General features: G+C 69.2%; 17 protein-coding genes. 7 read left to right on the forward strand and 10 right to left on the reverse strand.

The window, feature by feature from the left end; translation table 11 throughout:
* The first annotated feature begins 66 nt into the window (after positions 1-66).
* The 4 genes from ACYVKL_RS11950 to ACYVKL_RS11965 all read left to right on the forward strand — a co-directional run bounded on the left by ACYVKL_RS11950 (position 67) and on the right by ACYVKL_RS11965 (position 7,492).
* Positions 67-3,495 (forward strand): AfsR/SARP family transcriptional regulator, encoded by a 3,429-nt coding sequence (locus ACYVKL_RS11950; protein WP_379162138.1) that lies wholly within the window; start codon positions 67-69, stop codon positions 3,493-3,495.
* Positions 3,496-3,574: 79 nt separating this feature from the next.
* Complete coding sequence (locus ACYVKL_RS11955) at positions 3,575-3,955, forward strand: nuclear transport factor 2 family protein (protein ID WP_379162141.1); 381 nt, start codon at positions 3,575-3,577, stop codon at positions 3,953-3,955.
* A gap of 1 nt (position 3,956) precedes the next feature.
* Positions 3,957-5,987 carry an MMPL family transporter gene (locus tag ACYVKL_RS11960; protein ID WP_460771868.1) on the forward strand — a complete coding sequence of 677 codons (2,031 nt, stop codon included), beginning with the start codon at positions 3,957-3,959 and terminating at the stop codon, positions 5,985-5,987.
* Positions 5,988-6,040: 53 nt separating this feature from the next.
* Positions 6,041-7,492, forward strand: coding sequence for an HNH endonuclease signature motif containing protein (locus tag ACYVKL_RS11965; protein ID WP_379162144.1), 1,452 nt, complete (start codon positions 6,041-6,043; stop codon positions 7,490-7,492).
* Positions 7,493-7,871: 379 nt separating this feature from the next.
* Here ACYVKL_RS11965 and ACYVKL_RS11970 read toward each other — a convergent pair whose 3' ends face one another.
* Together ACYVKL_RS11970 and ACYVKL_RS11975 are read right to left on the reverse strand one after the other, a co-directional pair.
* The gene (locus ACYVKL_RS11970) at positions 7,872-8,951 is read right to left on the reverse strand and encodes an acyl-CoA dehydrogenase family protein (RefSeq protein ID WP_379162147.1); all 1,080 of its coding nucleotides are present in this window, start codon (positions 8,949-8,951) and stop codon (positions 7,872-7,874) included.
* A gap of 9 nt (positions 8,952-8,960) precedes the next feature.
* Complete coding sequence (locus tag ACYVKL_RS11975) at positions 8,961-10,127, reverse strand: acyl-CoA dehydrogenase family protein (protein ID WP_379162150.1); 1,167 nt, start codon at positions 10,125-10,127, stop codon at positions 8,961-8,963.
* A 124-nt stretch (positions 10,128-10,251) separates the two neighbouring features.
* Between ACYVKL_RS11975 and ACYVKL_RS11980 the strand changes: the two genes are divergently transcribed.
* Both ACYVKL_RS11980 and ACYVKL_RS11985 read left to right on the forward strand, forming a co-directional pair.
* Positions 10,252-11,229, forward strand: a complete 978-nt coding sequence (locus tag ACYVKL_RS11980; RefSeq protein WP_379162153.1) for a patatin-like phospholipase family protein — start codon at positions 10,252-10,254, stop codon at positions 11,227-11,229.
* Positions 11,226-11,810: a TetR/AcrR family transcriptional regulator gene (locus ACYVKL_RS11985; RefSeq protein WP_379162156.1), complete on the forward strand. Its 585-nt coding sequence runs from the start codon at positions 11,226-11,228 to the stop codon at positions 11,808-11,810. Before ACYVKL_RS11980 ends, ACYVKL_RS11985 begins: the two co-directional genes overlap by 4 nt.
* 297 nt (positions 11,811-12,107) lie before the next feature.
* Here the strand turns inward: ACYVKL_RS11985 and ACYVKL_RS11990 are convergent, their stop codons facing one another.
* The 3 genes from ACYVKL_RS11990 to ACYVKL_RS12000 all read right to left on the reverse strand — a co-directional run bounded on the left by ACYVKL_RS11990 (position 12,108) and on the right by ACYVKL_RS12000 (position 13,703).
* A complete protein-coding gene (locus ACYVKL_RS11990; protein WP_379162159.1) occupies positions 12,108-12,575 on the reverse strand; it encodes a hypothetical protein in 468 nt (155 codons plus the stop codon).
* A gap of 82 nt (positions 12,576-12,657) precedes the next feature.
* Positions 12,658-12,969: a hypothetical protein gene (locus ACYVKL_RS11995; RefSeq protein WP_357086311.1), complete on the reverse strand. Its 312-nt coding sequence runs from the start codon at positions 12,967-12,969 to the stop codon at positions 12,658-12,660.
* 92 nt (positions 12,970-13,061) lie between these two features.
* On the reverse strand, positions 13,062-13,703 hold the full coding sequence (locus tag ACYVKL_RS12000; RefSeq protein WP_379162163.1) for a TetR/AcrR family transcriptional regulator: 642 nt from the start codon (positions 13,701-13,703) through the stop codon (positions 13,062-13,064).
* Positions 13,704-13,812: 109 nt separating this feature from the next.
* Between ACYVKL_RS12000 and ACYVKL_RS12005 the strand changes: the two genes are divergently transcribed.
* Entirely contained in the window at positions 13,813-14,535 is a 723-nt protein-coding gene (locus ACYVKL_RS12005) for an SDR family NAD(P)-dependent oxidoreductase (protein ID WP_379162166.1), read from the forward strand.
* A 19-nt stretch (positions 14,536-14,554) separates the two neighbouring features.
* Here ACYVKL_RS12005 and ACYVKL_RS12010 read toward each other — a convergent pair whose 3' ends face one another.
* The 5 genes from ACYVKL_RS12010 to ACYVKL_RS12030 all read right to left on the reverse strand — a co-directional run bounded on the left by ACYVKL_RS12010 (position 14,555) and on the right by ACYVKL_RS12030 (position 21,204).
* Entirely contained in the window at positions 14,555-15,877 is a 1,323-nt protein-coding gene (locus ACYVKL_RS12010; RefSeq protein WP_379162169.1) for a serine hydrolase domain-containing protein, read from the reverse strand.
* Between the two features lie 111 nt (positions 15,878-15,988).
* The gene (locus tag ACYVKL_RS12015) at positions 15,989-17,260 is read right to left on the reverse strand and encodes a hypothetical protein (protein ID WP_379162172.1); all 1,272 of its coding nucleotides are present in this window, start codon (positions 17,258-17,260) and stop codon (positions 15,989-15,991) included.
* Positions 17,257-18,792 (reverse strand): tetratricopeptide repeat protein, encoded by a 1,536-nt coding sequence (locus tag ACYVKL_RS12020; RefSeq protein ID WP_379162175.1) that lies wholly within the window; start codon positions 18,790-18,792, stop codon positions 17,257-17,259. Before ACYVKL_RS12020 ends, ACYVKL_RS12015 begins: the two co-directional genes overlap by 4 nt.
* A gap of 1 nt (position 18,793) precedes the next feature.
* On the reverse strand, positions 18,794-19,879 hold the full coding sequence (locus ACYVKL_RS12025; RefSeq protein ID WP_379162178.1) for a hypothetical protein: 1,086 nt from the start codon (positions 19,877-19,879) through the stop codon (positions 18,794-18,796).
* A complete protein-coding gene (locus tag ACYVKL_RS12030; protein WP_379165695.1) occupies positions 19,876-21,204 on the reverse strand; it encodes a hypothetical protein in 1,329 nt (442 codons plus the stop codon). The genes ACYVKL_RS12025 and ACYVKL_RS12030 overlap by 4 nt, the downstream gene beginning before the upstream one ends.
* Positions 21,205-21,342 lie beyond the last annotated feature (138 nt).

Genomic DNA, 21,342 nt, shown 5'->3' on the forward strand with positions numbered 1-21,342 from the left:
CCGGAACCCGCTCGGGGGGTCGAGCGGATTGCGGTACACGGTGTGCCGCCGTGCCAGACTCGCGGAGTGCGCATCGCGATCCTGGGCCCACTGGAGGTTTCGGCCGACAACCGGCCGATCCCCGTCGCAGGAACACGACTGCGGGGACTATTGATTCGACTGGCCCTGGACCCCGGCCGCACGGTGAGCGTGGGGACGCTGATCACCGATCTATGGCCCGAGACCCCGCCCAAACGCCCCGAACACGCACTGCACGAGCTGGTTTCCCGCCTCCGCCGCACCCTGCCGGCCGAAGCGCCGATCCGCTCGGGCGCCGGCGGCTACCTGCTCGATATCGCCGGCCTGTCCGTGGACATCCACCGTTTCGAACGTCTGGTTCGGGGCGGCTCGGTGAGCACCGGACGCGGCGACCGGACTCGCGCCGTCCAGCAACTGCGCGAGGCGCTGGCATTGTGGCGTGGCCCCGCCCTCAGCGACATCGCGACCCTCCCTTTCGCCGCGGCCACCGCCACCCGCCTGGACGAACTCCGCGTCATCGCCACCGAATCGGCCCTGGCAATCGAGCTGCCCGCCCGGGCCGGCGACCCGCTCCTGATCACCGAACTCGAAGCCCTCCTCGCCGCCCACCCCCTCCGTGAGCGCCCTCGCCTCCTTCATATCCAGGCCCTCCACGACGCCGCCCGGACTGCCGAAGCCCTCACCGCCTACGACCGCTACCGAACCCTGCTGGCTGCCGAATTGGGCATCGACCCCGGTCCGGAACTCGCCGCTGTCCACCTGAAGCTGCTCCGCGGCGAGGCTCCGGACAGCCACGCCGGGGACTCGCCGGATTCGGCAGTGGCGCTTCGGGATCCGCGCACCACAAGCGAGACGGGTGCGAGTTCGGCGGCGCGACTGCGGGTTCCGTTGACCAGATTCATCGGGCGGGAGCTGGAGCTGGGCGAGGTCGGGAGGCTGACCGGAAGCGAGCGGCTGGTGACGTTGGTGGGGCCGGGCGGGGCTGGGAAAACCCGGTTGGCGGTGGCCGTCGCGAATGAGGTGGGTGGGCGGTTCGCGGGCGGGGTGGGAATGGCGGAACTGGCGGCGGTAACCGATTCTTCGGATCTACCGCAAGCCGTGGCGGCGGCACTGGGGGTGGCGCCGTCGCGGACGATCGAGCACTCGGCCGCCGATCCGACAGGGCTGCTGGCCGAGGCATTGCCGACCGCGCCGACCCTGCTGGTGCTCGACAACTGTGAGCATCTCATCGACGGGGTCGCCCGCTTCGCCGAGGATCTCCTCGGCCGGGTCCCGCAGCTGTGTGTTCTCGCGACCAGCCGTCAATCGCTGGGTATCGCCGGGGAAACACTGTGGGAAACAGCCCCTTTGGCGGTGCCGTCGGCGAATTCGGCTGATGCCGCCGACTATCCGTCGGTCCGGCTGTTCCTGGATCGGGCCGCGGCGATCCGCCCGGAGCTCGAGCCGACCGAGGCCGACCTCGAAACCGTCGCCGAGATCTGCCGCCGGCTGGATGGACTGCCCTTGGCGCTGGAGCTCGCCGCCGCGAAGTTGCGCGTCATGCCCCTGTCCGTGCTGCGCTCCCGACTGGGGGATCGCTTCACCGTCCTGTCGGGCGGCAACCGCACCGCACTCCCCCGCCACCGCACGCTGCGCGCTGTATTGGATTGGGACTGGGAGCTTCTCGACGCCGCGCAACGGACCGCCTTGGCCCGCCTGTCGGCCTTTCCCGCCCCGTTCACCCCGCCCGCAGCCGAGGGCATCGGCGTGAACGCGGCCGAACTGGAAGCACTGCTGGACAAGTCGCTGCTGCAACTCGTGGACGTCACCGACTCCGATCCCATTGTCTCAGCGCCACAACCCCGTTACCGCATGCTCGAATCGGTGCGCGCCTACGGACTCGAACAGCTCACCGCCCGAAGCGAACTGGATTCGACCAAGGCGGCCCACACGGCCTATTACGCAATTCTCGCCGAGTCCGCCCACCCGCACCTACGCGGCCGCGACCAGCTTCCCTGGCTCGAACTCCTCGACGCCGACCGCGATCACCTGATCGCGGCCCTCCGCTTCGCCCAGGAATCCGGCGACACCGCCACCGCGGCCCGCCTGGGCTCCGCCCTCGGCATGTATTGGGCCTTGCACGCCAACCACCACGACGCGGTCCGCCTGCTCCGCCCGATCCTCGAGCAATCGCCCGCCCACCCCCACCCGCCGCTGGCCGCCGCGTTCGCCCTCCACTCCATGCTCGCGGCCCAGGCCACCGAACTCGCCGCCGCCACCGACCACATCCGCCGCTGGAGCGGCATCGATCTCCCTGCCGCCGGCGCTGCCGCACATCGACCGGCCTCACCGAATCAGCAGCCGGGCAGATCGCCCGGCCAAACCCCGCTGACCGATGGGGCGGCGGCAGGATCTGCGACGTCGGCGGCAGGAGGACCTGCTCCAGCGGCGGAAGCGGGTGCAGCACCGGGTCAGGAGGCGGACGGCGCGGCGGAATTGGCTTGGGCACTGGTGGCATTGGCGGCCGAGCGGGTTGATGCGGGGCTGGAGGTGGTGGAGCCGTGGCTGGGGCATCCGGATGCGTGGACTCGGGGGATGTTCTGGTTGGTGCGATCGTTCTTGCATGCCAATGAGTCCGGGCTGGCGCTGCTGGACGCGGATTTGCGGATGGCCACGGAGTGTTTCGAGGCGGCCGGGGAGCGATGGGGATGGTCGACGGCGCTGACGTACCTGGCGTTCACGCGGGCCGCGCTCGGCGATTTCGGCGGGGGCGAGGAGGCGATGGCGGCGGCGCTGGTCGCGGCGGAGGAGTTGGGCAGGCCTGTCGCGCTGCGGGTGTGGCTGGTCATGGTGCGCTTGCATTCCGGCGAGGTGGAGGCCGCGCGGTCGGACCTGACCGCACTGGCTCAGGAGTCTCTCTCGGCCGGTGACACGGTCATGACTCAACTGTTGGCGGCCGATATCGCGCGATTCGACAGGGACCCGGCCGAATCCGCGCGCTGTCTGCGCCGGGTCGAGGCCGACTTGAACCGGGCCGTCGGCGAGGACCGGTCGTACCGAGCCATGTTCGGCCTGCGGATGGGTCTGCTCCGCGCGGCCGAGGGCCGGATCGCGGCGGCCGCCACCCACTGTGCCGACGCGTGGGCGAACGCGGTGGCGATCCGGGACTTGCCGATGGCCGCCGAGGTGAGCGTCGGCGTGGCGCGAACCTGCCTGGCGGGCGGGGCAGCCGAAGCGGCCGCCGAGGCGCTGGGAGCCGGACATTCCCTGCGCGGCGCTCCCGATGCCGGCTATCCCGACATCGTAGCGCTCCGAACGGAACTGGACGCCGCTCTCGGCCGCGAGGTGGCCGCGACCGCTTACGAGCGCGGCCGTGCCCTCCTGCGGGCCGAGGCCCTCGCGGCGATCGAAGCCTGCCTACGGGTAGCGACCGAGGCCGGGGCCTGTGAACGGAGGGCGCGGGAGCGGCACGATCACGACCGCGATCAGCTCGCGTGAGCATGTGATGCGGGTGCAGTACGCGCGGATGTGAGCGCGCTGTGAGCCCGTTGTGAGGCCTGCCCCGCACTGTGGCCGCATGCGAAGCGAATCCGACCTGCACGAGTACCTCACCACCTACCCCCACGAGATGGCCTTCGGCGCCGACGAACCGGCCGCCGTGGTCGACCGCTGGTTCACCCCCGACATCGACTACCGCACCGACGGCCTCCACCTGACCCGCCAGGCCTTGGTCGTCCATGCCCGCCCGGCCCGCAAGAACGCCGAATCGGTCCGTGTGCACGTGCACCACGCCCTGCTGTCGGGTGACAGCATCGCCGCCCACTACACCTTGTTCGCGACCCTGCGCACGACCGGACCGACGGCCACGGAGATCTGCATGGTCGGCCGGCTGGCCCCGGACGGCCGCATCGCCCGGATCGATCAGCTCACCCGCTCGGTACCGGTGGCTGGTGAATAGCGTGCGGCGAATCGCTTGGGTCGCCATCGCTTTCTGGGTGGTGGCGGTCATCGCGACCGGTGGCCTCGCGGGCAAGTTGGGCGGGGCGGAGAAGAACGACGCGACCACGTGGCTTCCGAAAAGCGCTGAGTCGACAAAGGTTTCCGAGCTGACCGGAAGGTTCATCGGGACGGATGTGTATCCGGCGGTGGTCGTCTACGACCGGGGTGACACAGTCTCGAGCGGATCCGCGCGAGCGCGGGCCGAGGCGGACGCCATTCGGTTCGGGATGCTGCCGCAGGTGCGCGGGCCCATCTCGAGTCCGGTCGTATCCGACGACGGCAAAGCGATTCAGGTGGTGGTCCCGATCAGCGTGGGAGACAAGGGCGTCACGGGCGCCCTGCCCACTGTGAAGTCGATCCGCGAGATCGTCTCCGACGCGGGCATGAGCGTCCATGTCACCGGCCCGGCGGGCTACGGGGCCGATTCCGCCGATGCGTTCTCGGCGGTGAACTCGACACTGCTGTACGTGACCATCGCGATCGTCATCGTCATCCTGCTCGTCACCTATCGCAGTCCGGTGCTGTGGCTGTTGCCGCTACTGTGCGTCGGAGTGGCCTTGACCATCGCCCAGGGGCTGATCTACCTCCTGGCCGCGCATGCCGGTCTCACCGTCAACAGCGATACCGAATTCCTGCTCACCGTCCTGGTTTTCGGCGCGGGCACCGACTACGCGCTGCTCCTCACCGCACGCTATCGAGAGGAGCTGCGGCGCACCGAGAATCGATACACAGCCATGATCACGGCGATCCGCCACGCAGGACCGGCGATCGCCGCGAGTGCGGTCACGGTCGCCCTGAGCCTGCTGTGTCTGGTGGTAGCCGATCTGAACTCGACCAAGAGCCTCGGCCCGGTGATGGCGACGGGCGTCCTGGTCAGCTTCGCCGTCCTCACCACCCTGTACCCGGCGCTGCTGGTGCTGTGTGGCCGCTGGATATTCTGGCCTGCCGCACCACGTTTCGGTGATTCGGAACGCGCCTGCGGCCGGCGGGGCCGCGGCCTCGAACGCCTGATCACGTCCCATCCACGGCGGGTGTGGCAGGTGACCGCGGTGATACTGGCATTTCTCGCCTTGGGTTTGTTCGGCTTGCACGCGTCCGGACTGCGGGCGCAGGACACTTTCCGAACCCGCCCGGACGCGGTGGCCGGTGAGCAACTGCTGCTCGAGCACTTTCCGGGGGGTTCGGGAGATCCCGCGCAGATCATCGGTCCGGCATCGGAGGCAGATCGGCTGCGGGAGCTGGCGGCGGGAGTCTCTGGGGTGGTGATGATTTCGACGCCTATGCAGGTCGACGGTCTCGCCTATCTCGAGGCAACAACGGCCGACACCACCTGGAGCGATGCGGCGTTCGCTACCGTCAAACATCTCCGCTCGGCGGTGCACGCGGTGCCTGGCGCGATGGTGGGCGGCAGCAGCGCGGTAGCCCTGGACACCCAGGTGTCGGCCCGTCACGACCGTAATCTGGTTGTGCCCTTGGTTCTGTTGGTGGTTCTGGTCGTCATGGCGATCCTGCTCCGGGCATTGGTCGCCCCCGCACTGGTGCTGGCGACCGTGGTCCTGTCGCTGGCGGCAGCCCTCGGTGTCAGCGCGGTGGTGTTCGACCGGGTGCTGGGCTTCGCCGGCGCGGATCCGTCGTTTCCGCTGTGGGCCTTCGTATTCCTCGTCAGTTTGGGCATCGACTACAGCATCTTTCTGATGCCCAGAATCCGTGAGGAGACCGCGAACCACGATACCGCCGCGGCGACGGTCATCGCGATGCGCACGACCAGCGGAACGATTACCGCTGCGGGCGTCGTATTGGCCGGGACATTTGCGGCATTGCTCACGCTGCCTTTGGTTTTCGCGGCGGAAATCGGGTTCGCGGTGGCGTTCGGGGTGCTGCTCGACACCTTTGTGGTGCGGACGGTTCTGATGCCGGCGCTGGCGGTCGATCTGGGTGATCGGCTGTGGTGGCCTCGACGAAGGAGCGATGCGATATCCGAAATGGCTTGATTCACAATGCAATTCGGCTATCGATCGCGGTTGGGTCGGGGTAGAATTAGCACATGGATTCGAATGGGGTGACACTCGACGACTGCGGTATCGCTGAACTGGCGGCCGCGGTCTCGACCCTGACCGAAACCATCCAGAACTCGGCGATGGCCCAGTTCTCCGATGAGGATGTCGTGGCGTTGATGCAGCAGCTCGAAGCCTGCAAGCGGCAGCTCGCGGCGCTGGATACGCGGCTGATCATCGAAGCCGGGGAACGGTCGCTGCACGCGCGCAGTGGTGCGGGGAAGATGGTGCCGTTCCTTCGGCACACCCTCGGCTTGTCGCGTTATGACGCGGCCTTGCGGGTGAAGATCACCCACCATTGCGGGGAATTTTTCGAACCAAGCGGACACCTGCGGCCCGCGGTGCTCCCTGTCATGGCGGAAGCGTTTGCCGCCGGGGAGATTTCCCGTGATCACGTCCGCAACATCATGGACGTCATGGACCACCTCCCGACCGAAATCCCCACCGAAGCACGCGCAGAGGCCGAGGAGATCCTCGTCGACTACTCGCGTGAGGGCTGGCCGGATGATCTGCCGAAGATCGGCCGGGACATCCTGGCGCGGCTGGATCCGGACGGGAAGGTTGTCTCCGATGCCGACCGTCGCCGTCGCCGCGGGATCACCCTGTGCCGCCCCGGCGTAGACGGCATGTCCCGCATCGAAGGCTGGATCACCCCCGAACTGCGGGCATGCCTGGATGCGGTGTTCGCCAAACTCGCGCGGCCCGGCATGTGCAACCTCGAAGACCCGGAAAGCCCCACCGCCAGTGGCGGGTTCATCGCCGACAGTGTTCTCGATGCCGCCGCGCACCGTGACCGGCGTGATGCCGGGCAGCGCACCCACGACGCCATGCTCGCCCTGATGCAGCCGGGCGTGAACATGCGTGCACTCGGCATGCACCGGGGCCTGCCCGTCGAGGTCGTGCTCACCATGAGCCTCACCGACCTCGAGAACGGGACCGGGGTGGCCACCACCAACACCGGCACCCAGGTCTCGATCAACGAAGCGCTGAAGATGGCCGAGGGCACTCACCCGGTGATCGCGGTCCTCGACGGCGACGGGATGCCGCTGTACCTGCAACGTTCCCGCCGCACCGCCAACCGAGCCCAACGCCTGGCACTGATCGCCCGCGACAAGGGATGCACCCGCCCGGGGTGTGAACAACCAGCCAGTATGTGCGCCGCCCACCACGTCACCGACTGGGCAAAAGGCGGCCCAACCGACATCAACAACCTGACACTCGCCTGCGATCACTGCCACGCGTTGATCAACGATGGGCCTGATGGCTGGAAAACCGTTGTTATGGGGAAAAACTCACCGTATCGGGGCCGCACCGGGTGGATTGCACCGAAGAGTGTTGACCCCACCGGCACACCGCGCGTGAACGATCGTCATCACGTCGGGCAGTCGATCGCGGCTGCGATCGATTCGAGTTGCCGAAAGTGGCGCTCACGGGCAGCGTGAAACCAGTGCTGCTCGTATCCTGCTGGCGTGCGCAAAACTACATAGAGTGTGGTCGCCTCGCCTGCCCTACCGCACTTGAGCTGACGCCAAGCCGGGAGCCGTAACCCGCCGATCCCGGCCCACGGACTGCACGGATCACCTTCTCGAGACACAAGCCCAAAGACCCAAGACCCAAACACTCGAGACGACCTCGAATCTTCTTTCCTCCCGGCACCTTCACGGTGCGTGTACCTCGACAACTTCAGAGTGCTTGTACCCCACACCGGGCCGATCCACGGCCGAGCCGTAATGGGGCTGGTAGGTGAGTGAGCCTCCCCAACCCAGCCAGCCCCTCTCCCTTCTCCAGGCGTCTTGTATCTTTTGTTCTTCGGCTCTTCGATCAGATCTCAACCATCTGATAGTCAGCGACATGCCCCCCGAGATACCGCAAATGGTCAGCCGAGTCGCCGAGCGTGTGTTCGATGGCATTCAATCGCGCCGTGTAGTGGCCAACCGGATACTCGTCGGTCATACCGATACCACCGTGCATCTGGATAGCCTCCTGCCCAATGTGCCTGGCAGACCGCCCGATACGCAGCTTGGCACGAGACGCAACCATCGGATCGACAACCCCGTCAGCGAGAGACATGGACGCATACATACTCATGCCACGCGCCAACTCCAGCGACACGTACATGTCGGCAGCCCGCTGGGTGAGAGTCTGAAAGGTACGCAGCGGCACACCGAACTGTTTGCGAGTCTTCAGGTATTCAGCGGTAAGCCGCAGCGATTCCTCCATCGCCCCAACAGCCTCGGCACACAGCGCGGCCTGAGCTCCGGCCAGGGCCGCGCGAATGGCCTCGGTAGCGTCGGCGGCGTCGCCTAGCGGCTCGGCCAGAGCACCGTCGAATTCGATGTCCGCGCCCCGTTGCCCGTCATGCGTGGTGTACGGCCGCAACCGGACGCCGGGGTCGGCGGGAGCGACCAGGAACAATCCGACACCGTCACCACTCACCGCGCTGACGACGAGAGTGTCCGCGCAATCACCATGAGCAACCGGGTGTTTGCGTCCGGTGATACGCCAGCCGTCGCCGTCGCGGACCGCCTGGGTGGCGATCTCGGCGGCAGGCCAGCGCAGTCCCGGCTCGTTGTGGGCGAAGGCGAGTTTCAGTTCACCCTCGGCGACGCGCGGCAGCAGATCCTTGCGCTGTACCTCGCTGCCGACGGCCGAGACGAGGGTGCCGGGCAGCAGCGCGCAGTCCAGGACCGGTTCGGGGGCGAGGCCGCGGCCGATCTCGGTCATGACGAGCATGGCTTCGATGGGTCCGGCGCCCATGCCGCCTTCATCCTCGGCGAAGGTCAGTCCGAGGAGACCGATTTCGGCGAAGGTGCTCCAGCGGTCCGCTCGGCTATCGCGGGCGAGCAGGTCGCGCACGGTGTCGCGGAGCATTTCCTGTTCGGGGGTGAGATCGAAATCCATGGTGCTGCCTCACAATCCGAGGATCGTCGAGGCGATGATGCCACGCTGCACCTCGTTGGATCCTCCGTAGATCGATGTCTTGCGATAGTTCAGGTAGGTGGCGGTGCTGCGCCGAGCCCAATCGGGATTCGACTCGTCTTCGCGGGCGAGGGAATCCGGGCCGGCGATGTCGACGAGCAGTTCGGTGACCGCCTGTTGCAGTTCGGTGCCGCGCAGTTTGAGGATCGAGGAGACCGGGTTGGGTTTGCCGTCGGCGGAGCCCGACGCCACCCGCAGCAGCACGAGTTCCAGTGCCAGTAGCTCGTTTTCGAGTTCGGCGAGGCGGGTGGCGAACAGCGGGTCGTCGAGCATGGTGCGGTCGCCGAGACGGGTCTGCTTGGCGTGTTCCTTGGCCAGCCACAGGCGCACCTTGGTCTGGCCGACGGCGGCGATGCCGGTGCGTTCGTTGCCGAGCAGGAACTTGGCGTAGGTCCAGCCCTGGTTCTCTTCGCCCACCAGCTGATTCGCGGGTACCCGGACGTTCTCCAGGAACACTTCGTTGACTTCGTGGCCGCCGTCGATGAGCTTGATCGGCCGCACGGTCACGCCGGGGGTGTCGAGCGGGAACAGCAGCATGGAGATGCCGGCCTGCTTCTTGGGGGCGTCCGGGTTGGTGCGGGCCAGGCAGAACATCCAGTCGGCGGACTGGGCGGCGGTGGTCCAGGTCTTCTGGCCGTTGATCACGTATTCGTCGCCGTCGCGGACCGCGACGGTGCGCAGCCCGGCCAGGTCGGAACCGGCTTCGGGCTCGGAAAAGCCCTGGCACCACCAGATGTCGAGGTTGGCGGTGGCCGGCAGGAAGCGCTGCTTGAGTTCCTGGGACCCGAAGTGCGCGATGACCGGGCCGATCATGTTGGTGTTGAAGGTGAGCGGCTCGGGCACCGAGGCCAGCTGCATCTCGTCGTGCCAGAGGTGGCGCTGGATCGGGGTCCAGTCCTTGCCGCCCCATTCGACCGGCCAGTTCGGGGTGGCCAGCCCGTGCGCGTTGAGGATGCGCTGGGTGGTGACGATGTCGTCCTTGCTGAGTTCCTGGCCGTGCCGGTGCCGGTTGCGGATGTCGGCCGGGATTTCGCTCCGATAGAACGCGCGCAGCTCGTCGCGGAAGGCGAGCTCGTCGTCGGTGAGCGCTAGTTGCATGCGTTGACCTCCAGTTTCATGGCTACCCACGCCATCGCCGGAAATGATACACACGGATTCACGTGTCTCAAATAGGATCGTATACTCGAATCGCGCCCGAAGCCCTCACCCCGAAGGACCGCCCTTGTCCGACCAGGACCGCACCCCCGTGTTCGACGACGACCGCACCCTCGGCGTCGGCGAACTCCTCGCCCGCCGCCACCGCGAGGACAGCGCGCCCGGTCGCCGCACGGATGGGCACCGGCTCGCGCTGGTCATCGAGGGCGGCTCCTCGCGCGGCGCCTACTCGCACGGAATGGCCGTGGCCATCGAGGAATTGGGGGTGCTGCCCTGCTTCGACGCCGTGTACGGGGCGTCCGCGGGCGCGTTGAACGCGGCCTGGCTGCTGTGCGGGCGCGCGCTGGATTCGCGGCGGGCCTGGAATCCGGAGGTGATCAACCGGGTCATCAATCCGGTCCGGGCGCTGCGCGGCGGCAAGGTGGTCGACACCGACTATCTGGTGCACACCGTCTACGAGCGGATCGTGCCGATGGATTTCCCGGCGATCCTGGCCAATCCCATCACCTTTCACCCCATCGCCACCGACGCCGACACCGGCGCGGCCGTCGACCTGCATCCCGAACTCAGCGATGCGCGCTCGGTGCAGACGGCGTTGCGGGCCTCGACCTGTCTGCCGATCCTGGCCGGGCGGCCGGTGCGGATCGGCGCGCGCCGGTTTGTGGATGCCGGGCTCTCCGAGTCGGTGCCGGTGCGAACGGCGTTGGCGCAGGGCGCGACTCGGGTGCTGGTGCTGCGCACCCGTCGCGACGACGAGACCATGCGTCCCCCGTCGAGTGTGGAATCCCGGGTGGTGGCACGATTCCTGTCCCGGCACGCGCCCGGAACCGTCGAGCCCTGGCTGTCGCGGGTCGAGCGGCATCACAGTGACGAACGCGATTTCGAGTCCGATCCGGCCGTGCTGCAGATCCGGCCGCCGCGCGACGCACCCGACATCGGCCGCATCGACCGCGATCCCGAGGTGCTGCGCACCGCCCTCGCGCTGGGCCGCGCGACGACCGCGCGCACGCTGTCGGAGTATCTGGCTCCTAAGCTGTCCGCGTGACACGCGCGGAAGGAACCAGGGCGCCGGGCCGGCCGGCCTCGGCGAGCCGAGAGGATGTGCTGGAGGCGTCGATCGCCGTGTTCCTGGAAGGAAAACGGCTGGACGTCAATGCTATTGCCGCCCAGCTGGGTGTGGGGCGCGCCAGCATCTACCGCTGGTTCGGCTCCCGTGACGGCCTGCTGGGCGCGGCGGTGGCTCGGCAGCTGGAGAAGGTGGTGGCGCTGGCCGATCGCCGCACCCGCGGTTCGGGCGGCGAACGGCTCACCGCGACGCTCGACCGGACCATCGACCTGCTGGTCGCCAACGACGCCCTGCGCGCCTACTTCGACAACGAGTCCACCGCGGCCCTGCGCCTGATCACCCGCGGTGACGGCGTGGTGCACCAGACCGCCGTCGCCCTGATCGAGCGGCACATCGAACGCGCCGAGACCGAGGGCTACCGCCCGCCGATCGAACGCGACACCCTGGCCTACGCCTTGGTCAGGTTGTGGGAGGCGTTCCTCTACAACGACGCGGTGGCCGGTTTCCGCGGTGATGTGGAACGCCTGCGCAAGGTCCAGACCGCGTTGTTGCGCGGGTGACCGCCGCTCTCTGCGCGGAACCGCCCCCATGGAGGCGGTTCCGTGTGTTGCCGACGTCGGATCAGGCCAGGCCCCACGCCTTGAGCAGGTAGGTGACGTTCGCGGCGAGCGCGGTCACGCTGTTGGCGAGGTCGAGGGCGGCGGAACCGAGGTTGATGATGGGCATGCGTCAGATCTTTCGGGCCGGGAACATATTGCAGTTCCAACGTAATAAGCGGCCCGATTCCCGGCATCATGAGTCCACTCACCGCCCGGCCCGCATGTAATTCCGGGCACAGCCGGCGCTTGTCCGAATAATCAGAAACGCGGACCGGGCGGCGGGGCCAGGCGACGCTCGCGCGGCACGAGCAGGAGCAGGAGCGACAGCAGCAGGCCGCCGCCGACCAGGTACAGGCCCCACGTACCGCTGAGCAGATGCCGGTAGTCGGTGCGTAGTTCGTGGTCGAAACGCTGATCGAGCCGCCAGGTCAGGACGCCGAGTCCGGCCAGCCCGGCGAGCACCCCGATCCAGCCGATCAGGCGCGACCCGACCAGTGCGGCCACCAGCACCAGCGCCGCCGCCCCCAGCAGCCCGATGGCCAGGGAGGTCACGAAGCTGCCCGACTGCGCCCCGATCTGCTCCAGCATCCGGCCCTGGGCGAACCCGTTTCGCAGATCGGTGAACTGGACATTCCGCGCGTCGACCGTGCCGACCAGCGGACCGAAAACCCCGACCGCCACCGCGATGGCGGCGACGAACAGCAGCAGATGTACGAAAGTGCGCATACTCCACGGTATTGCGCGGACGGCCCCCCGGCACGTGATGGAACCTTACGGTCCGAAACACGCCGGAGGACCGGCGGATGAATCAGGCGCGACGATCGACCGCGGCCCACGCGGCCACGGCGACGACGCTCGACACCACGGCCACCGACGGCCAGGCGCCGATCTTCTTGGCCAGCGGGTGCGAGGCGCCCATCGCGCCGATGGCGAGCCCGGTCAGCGCGGCCGCGCCACCGGTGCCGACGGTCTTGCGCCAGCGCGGGAACGCGGCCGCCGTGCCCGCCGCGAACACCGCGCCGCCGAGCTGACGCTTCTTGGTGGCCTGGGCGAGCGCGAAGCCGCCGGTGAGTCCACCGGCCGCGAGCAGCGACGTCGGTACTGCGGGGATCCCAGCCATTTCCACTACCTCCAACAACTTCGAGCGAACGACTAACCATCCGACGGTAACCGGAGCTGATTCCGCCGTTTCTCCGGGTCGGCGTTCTGAGTTCAGTCGCGGTCCGGATCGGCGAGCAGCGAGTGGTTCAACTGGTCGGCACTGATCGGCGGAACCGGCAGCGGGTGAGCGGCTTCCGCACGCAGACCGTCCAATATCAGCGCCAGATTGCGACGCCACGCTTCCGGGGCGATGCCCGCGGTCTGCTCCACCACCCGGGTGTGCGACCAGGTGATGAACGCGATGTCCTCGAGCGCCCAGTCGGCCCGCAGTACCCCGGCATCCTGTGCGCGCGTGATGATTTCGCGCATGACGGCGTGTCCGCGATCGCGCTGGGCGGCGATCTCCGGGCTGGGCGCGGCCCGCAGCGCGAGCTCGTTGAGCAGACGGTCGTGAGCCTGCAGCTCACAGATCTTCTCGACGAGGTAGACGAACGAATCCCACGGATCATCCACGGCCAGAGCGGCTTCCGCGATGCGACCGCCCGCCTCGATGCGGTCCTCGACGGCAGCCGCGATCAGATCGTCGCGCGCCGGGAAGCGGTTGTAGAGGGTGCCGATGGCCACGCCCGCACGAGCGGCGATCTCCTTGAGCGGCGCGTCGAGTCCGCGTTCGGCGAAAACCTCACGCGCCGCCGTCACCAGCGCGTCGCGATTGCGGCGGGCGTCGAGGCGGAGTGGTCTCTGGGCGGGCATGCGCCGATCCTACAAATCGGGGCCGAGATTTATGTTGAGCATAGGTTCAACTTCGTGTTAGCGTCGACCGCATAACTTGAACCATTGCTCAACTTAGCGAGGAGCGAGCATGAGCAAGACCATCGCGATCTTCGGTTTCGGCCCCGGCCTCGGCATGGGCGTCGCACGACGCTTCGGGCGAGAGGGGTTCCGCGTAGCCGTCATCGGCCGCAAACCCGGCAAGGCCGCGCAGCACGTGGCCGACCTGCAAGCCGAGGGCATCGAAGCTCGGGCATTCCCCGCCGACGTCACCGCCGCGGACCAGATCGACGACGCCATCGCGGCCATTCGGCAGACCTTCGGCGACATCGATGTCGCACTCCACGGCGCGGCCGCCGAGATGACCGACCGCACGCCGTCCACCCGCGCCGTGGACCTCGCGGACCTGCGCCTCCCCATGAGCTTGAAGCTGCACTCCCCCATCCTGATGGCCCGCGCCCTGCTGCCCGCCATGCTCGAGCGCGACAGCGGCGCCCTGTTGTTCTCGTCGGGCGCGTCCGCGCACACCGTCATGCCCTATCTGGCGAATTTCGGTGTGGCCCTGGCCGCGCAGCGGGCCTACGTGCTGCAACTGGCCGAGGAATTGCACGATACCGGCGTTCACGTGGGGCTGATGAACATCGGCGTACTGATCGGCGACAGCGAGGCGGAACGCATGGTCGACGAGCACCCCGAAGTGGTGCCGCCGGGGGTCAGCATCCCGCGCATGACCAACAGCGAACTGGGCGACCACTATTGGGACATGTATGCCCGCCGCGACCGCACCGAGGTGGAGGTCGGCTTCGCCGCCTGATCCGACGCCGTAGCGGCCGTCAGCGGATACCCGGGGTCGCGGGGTCGACCCCGGCGCAGCCCAGGATGAAGCAGCCGGGCGGCCAGTTGCCGAACGGCGGATACAGCGGCTTGCCCAGGCATTCCAGGAGTCCGCAGCCCGGGTAGGCCATGGGCCCGAGGCCCAGGGCGGCCATGGTGGCGTCGGGGTTCAGGAACATCGGGTCGGTGATGCTGGCATCCGGTCGCTGCACGTAAGGCCCCGGGTCGGGCAGGGTCGGGGTGCGGAAGGCCTGGGTGAGGCCGCGCAGGACGTCGTGCGGGAAGCTCACGGCCCCACCGGGAACCGTGACACCGGTCCAGCTGACCAGCAGGCCGAGGCTGGGCACGATGAAGTTGTCCTGGCGCATCATCCCGGCCATCTGGAGGGCGTCCGCGGGCAGGCCGGGGAAGAGGTCGTCGCAGTCGGGGCCGTTGACGGTGATCAGGAATCCGTAGCAGGGGTTGACGCCGTTGGGTGTGGTGGCCTGGGTCAGGTACCCGGCCGGAATCACCTGGCGGCCATGCCAATTGCCGCGATTGACCAGCAGCAGGCCGAGTTTGGCGTAGTCGTCGGGCGGGATCACCAGGTGGGCGTGCCCGTAGGTGTTGCCGCTGCGGTCGCGCGCCCACAGGTAGTCCGTTGTCCGGATGCCCAACGGGTCGAACAGGTTTCGCTGCGCGTAGGCCTGGAAGTCCTCCCCCACGGCCCGCTGGATCACGTACACCAGCAGGTCGACGGCGCGTTGACTGTACTGCCAGGTCTCCCCCTGCGGATGCTGGATCGGCATGGCGAGGGCCTGCGCCACCACGTTCGGGTCGAGCCGGGCCAGCCCGGTGATGCCTTCGGAGGCGATGGCGATCTCCATGCCGGAGGTCTCGGTCAGCAGGCTGCGCACGGTGATCGCGCGATGCTCGGCGTCCCCGAGCCCGTCCGGCAGGTAGTCGCCGATCGGATCGTCCACGCGCAGTACACCTTCGCCGACCGCGATCCCCGCCACCATCGACACCACGCTCTTGGTGCCGCTCCACAGATTCCACGGCACCCCGCCGGCACGCGCGTTGCCGGGCCCGCCCGCGATCAGGCAGTTGTTGCGGAATACCTGCACGGTGAAACGGGTGGGGTCGGAGGCGAAGTCAATGGCCCGCCGCAGCGCGGCCGAATCCAGGCCCACCTCTTCGGCTGTCGCGGTCTCGGGCTGTCGGCCGTCGCTGACTTCACAGTGCCGCAGCCCGTCCGGCGTCGCCCCCACGCCCGGCGCGGCGATGCAGGTCAGGGCGGCCGCCGTCACCACAGCCAGGATGCCTGCCAGGAAACGTGCCACCCGATCCTCCGCTCTCCGATGAATCCATAAGGCTCATCGGAGAATCAGGGGGCGCGATTAGCTCTTCCCGACCCGTGAGTTTCTGGGGCGCGGGTTTTCGGGGCAGCGGGCTCAGCGGGTATCGACGGTGGCGAAGGCCGCCCAGATCAGCGGTGAATGCTCGACCGCCCCGGTCGCGCGCCAGGCGGCCAGATGCGTGCGCTGCCACGCATTGAGGGCGAGCACGGGATCGGGCGACTCGTGCGCGGAATCGATGGCGCACACCGCTTCCTGGAACGGGTGCACGGTGTCGGGGGTGCCCGCGAAGCGGTGGAACGCCAGGTCGGTGGGCAGCGGCCAGCGCCCGGCCGTCACCAGTTCCGCGCCGCCGGTGAGCATGGCCGCCACCAGACCCAGCGGTTCGGCGAACCGGAGGTCTCCGCCGCTCTCACAGGCGATCAACGCGACCCGACTCGGGATCGGCCAGATCTCGGGTCCGGTCCGGGCGATCGAATCCGGCGCCGCGGCGAGGGCGTGTGTGCCCAGCAGCAGGTCACGAGCCGAGAGCGGGCGGTGATCCCGGTAGGCGCGTGCACATCCCGCGCTGGCGGCGGTGCAGGACAGGTGCAGGGTGGCCGATTCGCTGCGGCCGGATTCGGGGGCGGCGGCGGTGACGTGACCGACGTAGAGCAGGCGGGCCGCACCCGCGTGCAGGGCGCGGCTGAGCCAGGCCCGGTCGAGATCGGTGCGGCGGAACGCCTCCGCGGGATCGGCGACGGGTGGGGTGAGGCGGCCGGCGGCGGCGTGGCCGGCGACCAAGGCGGCCAGCGGCGCGGCGGCGGAATCCATGCGGCCGAGCACCGATCCGAGCGCGGAGTCGGCGCGGAAGCCGGGCACGCGGGGGTCGAGGACCGCGACCACGGGCAGGCCGCGGGTGTCGGTCCAGGACCGCGCCACCCGGGCGGGCGCGTGCACGATGCCGGGCGGCGCGAGCACGCTGACGTCGGCGATCTCCACCAGGCGCACATCGGGGTCGGGGGCGATGAGCTCCCACGGCAATTGCGCTGTGCGCGGGGACGGCTGGATCCGGATGTGCGGGCGAACACCTCGGACGTAGAGCTCGTGCAGCCGCACCGCCAAGTTGTAGGGCAGGAACACCGATGAGAGATATTGCGCGAGTGCGCTTTCCGCCGCCAATGTCGCGAGTTCACCGGTGGTGAGCGCGGCTTCGAGGCCCCCGGGCACGCCGGGTGCGGGCAGGGCGGCGGCGAAGCGGCTCATGGCGGCCTCGACCTGTTCCTCCGGCACCACGCCGACGCCCGCGGGTGCGCTGTCGTCGGTCCACCGCCAGGTGAGGTACAGGTCTCCCGCGTCCGCCATCCGGACCTGGACGGTCGGCGTCACGCGGGGATCACCCGGTCGGCGCGGACGCGGCGGCCGTAGCGTTGTTCGGCCGCGTCGAGCCAGGCGGACAGCGCGATATGGCCGTCGGGTGGCACCGCGATCCGGGCCGGCGGGGCGACGGGCAGTCCCGCGCCGGCCGCCACCGCGGCCAGGGCGGTGCCCAGTTGCAGCGCGTCCTGGACCGCGGCCGCCGACTCCGACGGCGGATCGAACGGCTCGAACAGGTCCAGCGGTGCGGGTGGTGCGGCGTCGAGCCGGTCGATGTCCAAGATTGTTCCCGCGCATTGGTTTTCGATGAGGTCGGCGACCAGCCGGGCGTCCCCGGCGAGGTAGGCGTACCGGAAGGCCAGCCGTAGCGCGGGGTTCACGATGCGCCGGTTCCAGGTGTCGCGTTGCGCACCGTCGGGCAGTTCGTAGCGGACCGCGTCCAGGGCCAGCGCCGCCGGGACCGCGAGATCCACCGCGCGCGCGAGCAATCCGGGGACCTGGGTGACGAGCGGTTCCAGCAGCCCCGCGTGCCAGTAGTCGAGTTGGGCGCAGTGCAGGCCGAGCCCGCGCACGGCGTAGCTGCCGCGCGCGAGGGCCAGTTCCGACTCCCCGTCCTCGAACCGCCCCGCCGCGAACGCCGTGGTGGCCAGCCGAAGTCGGACGTCGGCGGCGTCGATGACCGCGTGTGATTCCTCGAACCGGTGCAGCGCCTCGCGATACCGGGCCTCGGCCGCGTCGGTCTGGCCCCGCTGTTCGGCGATGAACCCCATGACTTTGCGCCCGATCCCCGCACGATGCGCCGCCCCCGCCGCCTCGAAATACTCCTGGGCGGCGGCCAGCAGCGGCTCGGCCGCTTCGAAAGATCCGGTCCGCGTGTGCATCAGGGCCAGGTTCTGCCGTGTCTCGGCGACCCCGGCGGGGTCTTCGACCGCTTCGAACGCGGCCAGCGCCTGTCCGGCGAAATCCTGTGCCAGTTCCCAGCGCCCGGTCTCGAAGTGCGCCGCGGCCAGATTCATCAGCGGATGCCCGGCATGCTCAGGACCGAAACGGCGTGCGGCGTCCAATGATTCACTCGCGAGTTCCAACGCCCGCCACCACTGCTGCCGATGCAATGCGACCGCCGTCGACGACACCAGACAGGCCAGCCGTAGATCCCCCGGCGCGTCGTCGTGCCCCAACGCTTCCCGAGCCCGTTCCAGCGCCTCCTGCGCTCCGTCCAGATCCCCCAGGTTCTGCAACGCCTGCGACAACCCGATCAACGCACCCGGATACATCCGACGAGCGTCGACCGGCATCTGCGCCAACGCTTCCCGGAACCGCTCGGCGGCCGCGGCGTGATCGCCCAGCCGATCGGTCACGACGGCCACATCGACCAGCGCGCACAACCGTAGATCCCCGTGCTCGACCTGGGCGGCCCGCTCGAATATCCGCAACCCTTCCCGCAGCTGGCCCCGCTCGACCGCTTCGGCCCCGGCCCGCAATAACGGACTCTCGCCCGCGTCCGGCGTCCCCGATGTACTGCCCTCCGAGCCTGTCACCGCCATGTCAGAAGTCCGAATCCACTGCGGCAGCGTCGATTTCGGCCAGCAGCGAAGCAAAGGGTTCGTCGGCATCGGTCGACGTGGACGCGGTGCGCAGCCGTGCAGCCGCGAATTCACGAATCCGCTCCCGCAGGACGACCTGCCCGGTCACGTGCGGGTCGACTTCCGAGCCCGGCCCGAAGCCGGGGACATGCAGGCCGATGCGTACCTCGGAAGCCGGTGCGGGCAGCGGTGATTCACCGATCCAGGTGTCGCCGCCGGGCCGCAGTTCGGTCGTCAGTTCGCCGCGTCCGGTATCGACGCGGGCCCACGGGCGCAGGTGACCGGGAATCTCGGCGGGCAGCTGCGGATGCGCGGCCACGGTGATCGCGACGGTGGTGGTTCCGGCGGCCCGGACCAGCTCCCACGACACCGCGGTCTCGGAGGCGTCGACCAAGCCGGGCGGGCAGTACCGCCAGTCCCAGCCGCCGGTGCCCCGGGCCAGCACCAGGGCGCCGCCGGACCGGTCCGCGTCACCGGCCGCCAGCGCGTAATCCGAGGCACGCAAGGAGCTTTCGACGGCGCCCCTGACACGCGGCACGATGGCGTCCGCACCGTCCACCAATGATTCACACTCTTCGGTCAGCAACGCGATGTCGCGGTCGAGCAGCGCCGGGTCGAGGGCCGCGATGCCGTCGAGCATCGACGCCGGCCACCATCGGGACGCCCAGTGCGCGTACGCGAGGCGGCGAGCGCTCACCACGAGCCCGGGAAGCCCGGGGGCGACGGCCGCTTCGGTCAGGTGGTTTCCGGCGGGCTCGAACTCGGCGGGATCCCCGTCGAGTTCGCGGACCTGCGGTCGCACCGCGTCGAGCACGACGGCGACCGGCTCGCCGTACAGCGCCCACACCCACTCCTGCGCGGCGTCGATATCCTCGATGATCGCGACGGGAAGCTCCTGTGCGGCAAGAACATTCCAGGTCAGCAGGCCGCCGATCACTTCCAGCACCATGACCTCGGGGCCGGCGGCGGAGGTGGCCGGGGTTCCCGCCGGGACAATGGCGCGAATTCCGTCGGGGTGGCGGCGGATGGTGACGGTCGTGTTCGTCATCCCACCCTCGATTCCAGGTCCTCGGGTTCGGCGGCCGCGATGGCGGCCAGGGCCCGCTTCACGCGCATGCGGTGGTCGAGGATGACCGACCGGGCCACGCCGTCCAGCAGGTCCCACAATTCGTCGGTCGCGTAGACCGGAAATTCGCGGACGTCCCGCCCGTGCAGGCGTGGCCACAACCTGCGCAGGTAGGGACGCCACGGCACGCGCAGGTCGGCGGCGATGGCCCCGAGCGGCCCGTCGACGGCGTCGGTGCACACCGCCATCCGCCGGGCCTGCAGCACATAGGCCTCGCGCTGCCAGCGGCCGTTGATCAGTCGTGCGGCCGCGCCGGCCGGGGGTTGGGTTGCGAGCCCGCTGTTTCCGTTCGGGCGGTATCCGTCGCCCAGGGGCCGAAGCGTGACGGCGAGGGTCGCGCCCGCGGCGGCGGCCACCCGCAGGGATTCGTCGAGGAAGGCCCACGGCGCGCAGGCGCGCGCGATCTCGGCGTCGACGAGTTCGGGGATCGGCGGCAGGTCGGCTCGTTCGCTGGAGGCCTGCAGCACGGTGAAGACCCGCTCGTGGATGGTGCGGTCCAACGGGAGGCCGAGGGTGGCGGTCGCGGCCGACGCGCCGACCCCGGGCGGTTGCGGCAGCGGGTACAGGGTGAGCCCGAGTTCCTGTGCGAGGCTGCCGATTTCCCCGTTCCAGAGGCGAATCCCGGTGTGGGTTCCCACCGAGGCGTCGATGGCGTCCTCGATACCGGCGGGACGGCCGCCGTCGTCGAATCTGGTTGCGGCGCAGGCATCGAGCAGATCTGCGAGCGTCTCCGCGTGGTCGGGGACCTCGGTCAGCGGGCGGCGTCGCCAGGCCGTCCCGATGAGTTCGGCCAGTGCCCCGGATCGGGCCGGTTCGGACAGGTAGTCCCGCAGGGCCTGCGTGGTGCGCCCGGCGGTGAGCCCGTGGATTTCCCGCAGCGCCGCTTCGGCGGCGGCCCGGTCGCGGATCGGATCAGGCGGCCCGGAGACGGTGGCCAGTTCGAAGCAGCGCTGGAAGTACAGGTCCTGCGCGTTGCCCTCGGTGATGCGCAGTGCGCGCCGCGTCTGTTTGAGCAGGGTGAACCAGCCGGCGGTGGCGGCGAGGACGTCCGCGGCGGCGTGCACGCGGGCCGCGAGCAGCACCGCGCCGTCGGCGGAGAGCATGGCTCCCGCGCACGGCGGGTGCTGGACCGGGCGGATCACCAGGGGGTCGAGGATGAGTTTCACGGTGCGGCGCAGCGGCCCTCCGTGCGGCCCGCTGAGGGGTTCGACTCCGGTCAGGCGGCGCCACACCTCATCCAGCACCATGGCCCGCGGTCGTCGCATTCGCCCAGGTTATCCCAGTTTCCCGGCCGTTCGCGCGCCGGAAGTTGGGATCGGTAGGCGGGGTACGGATTCCTACTGTTCTGGCATCGGTTCCACCCCGGAGCCAGCATCACGAGAACG

The sequence above is a fragment of the Nocardia tengchongensis genome (assembly GCF_054781395.1).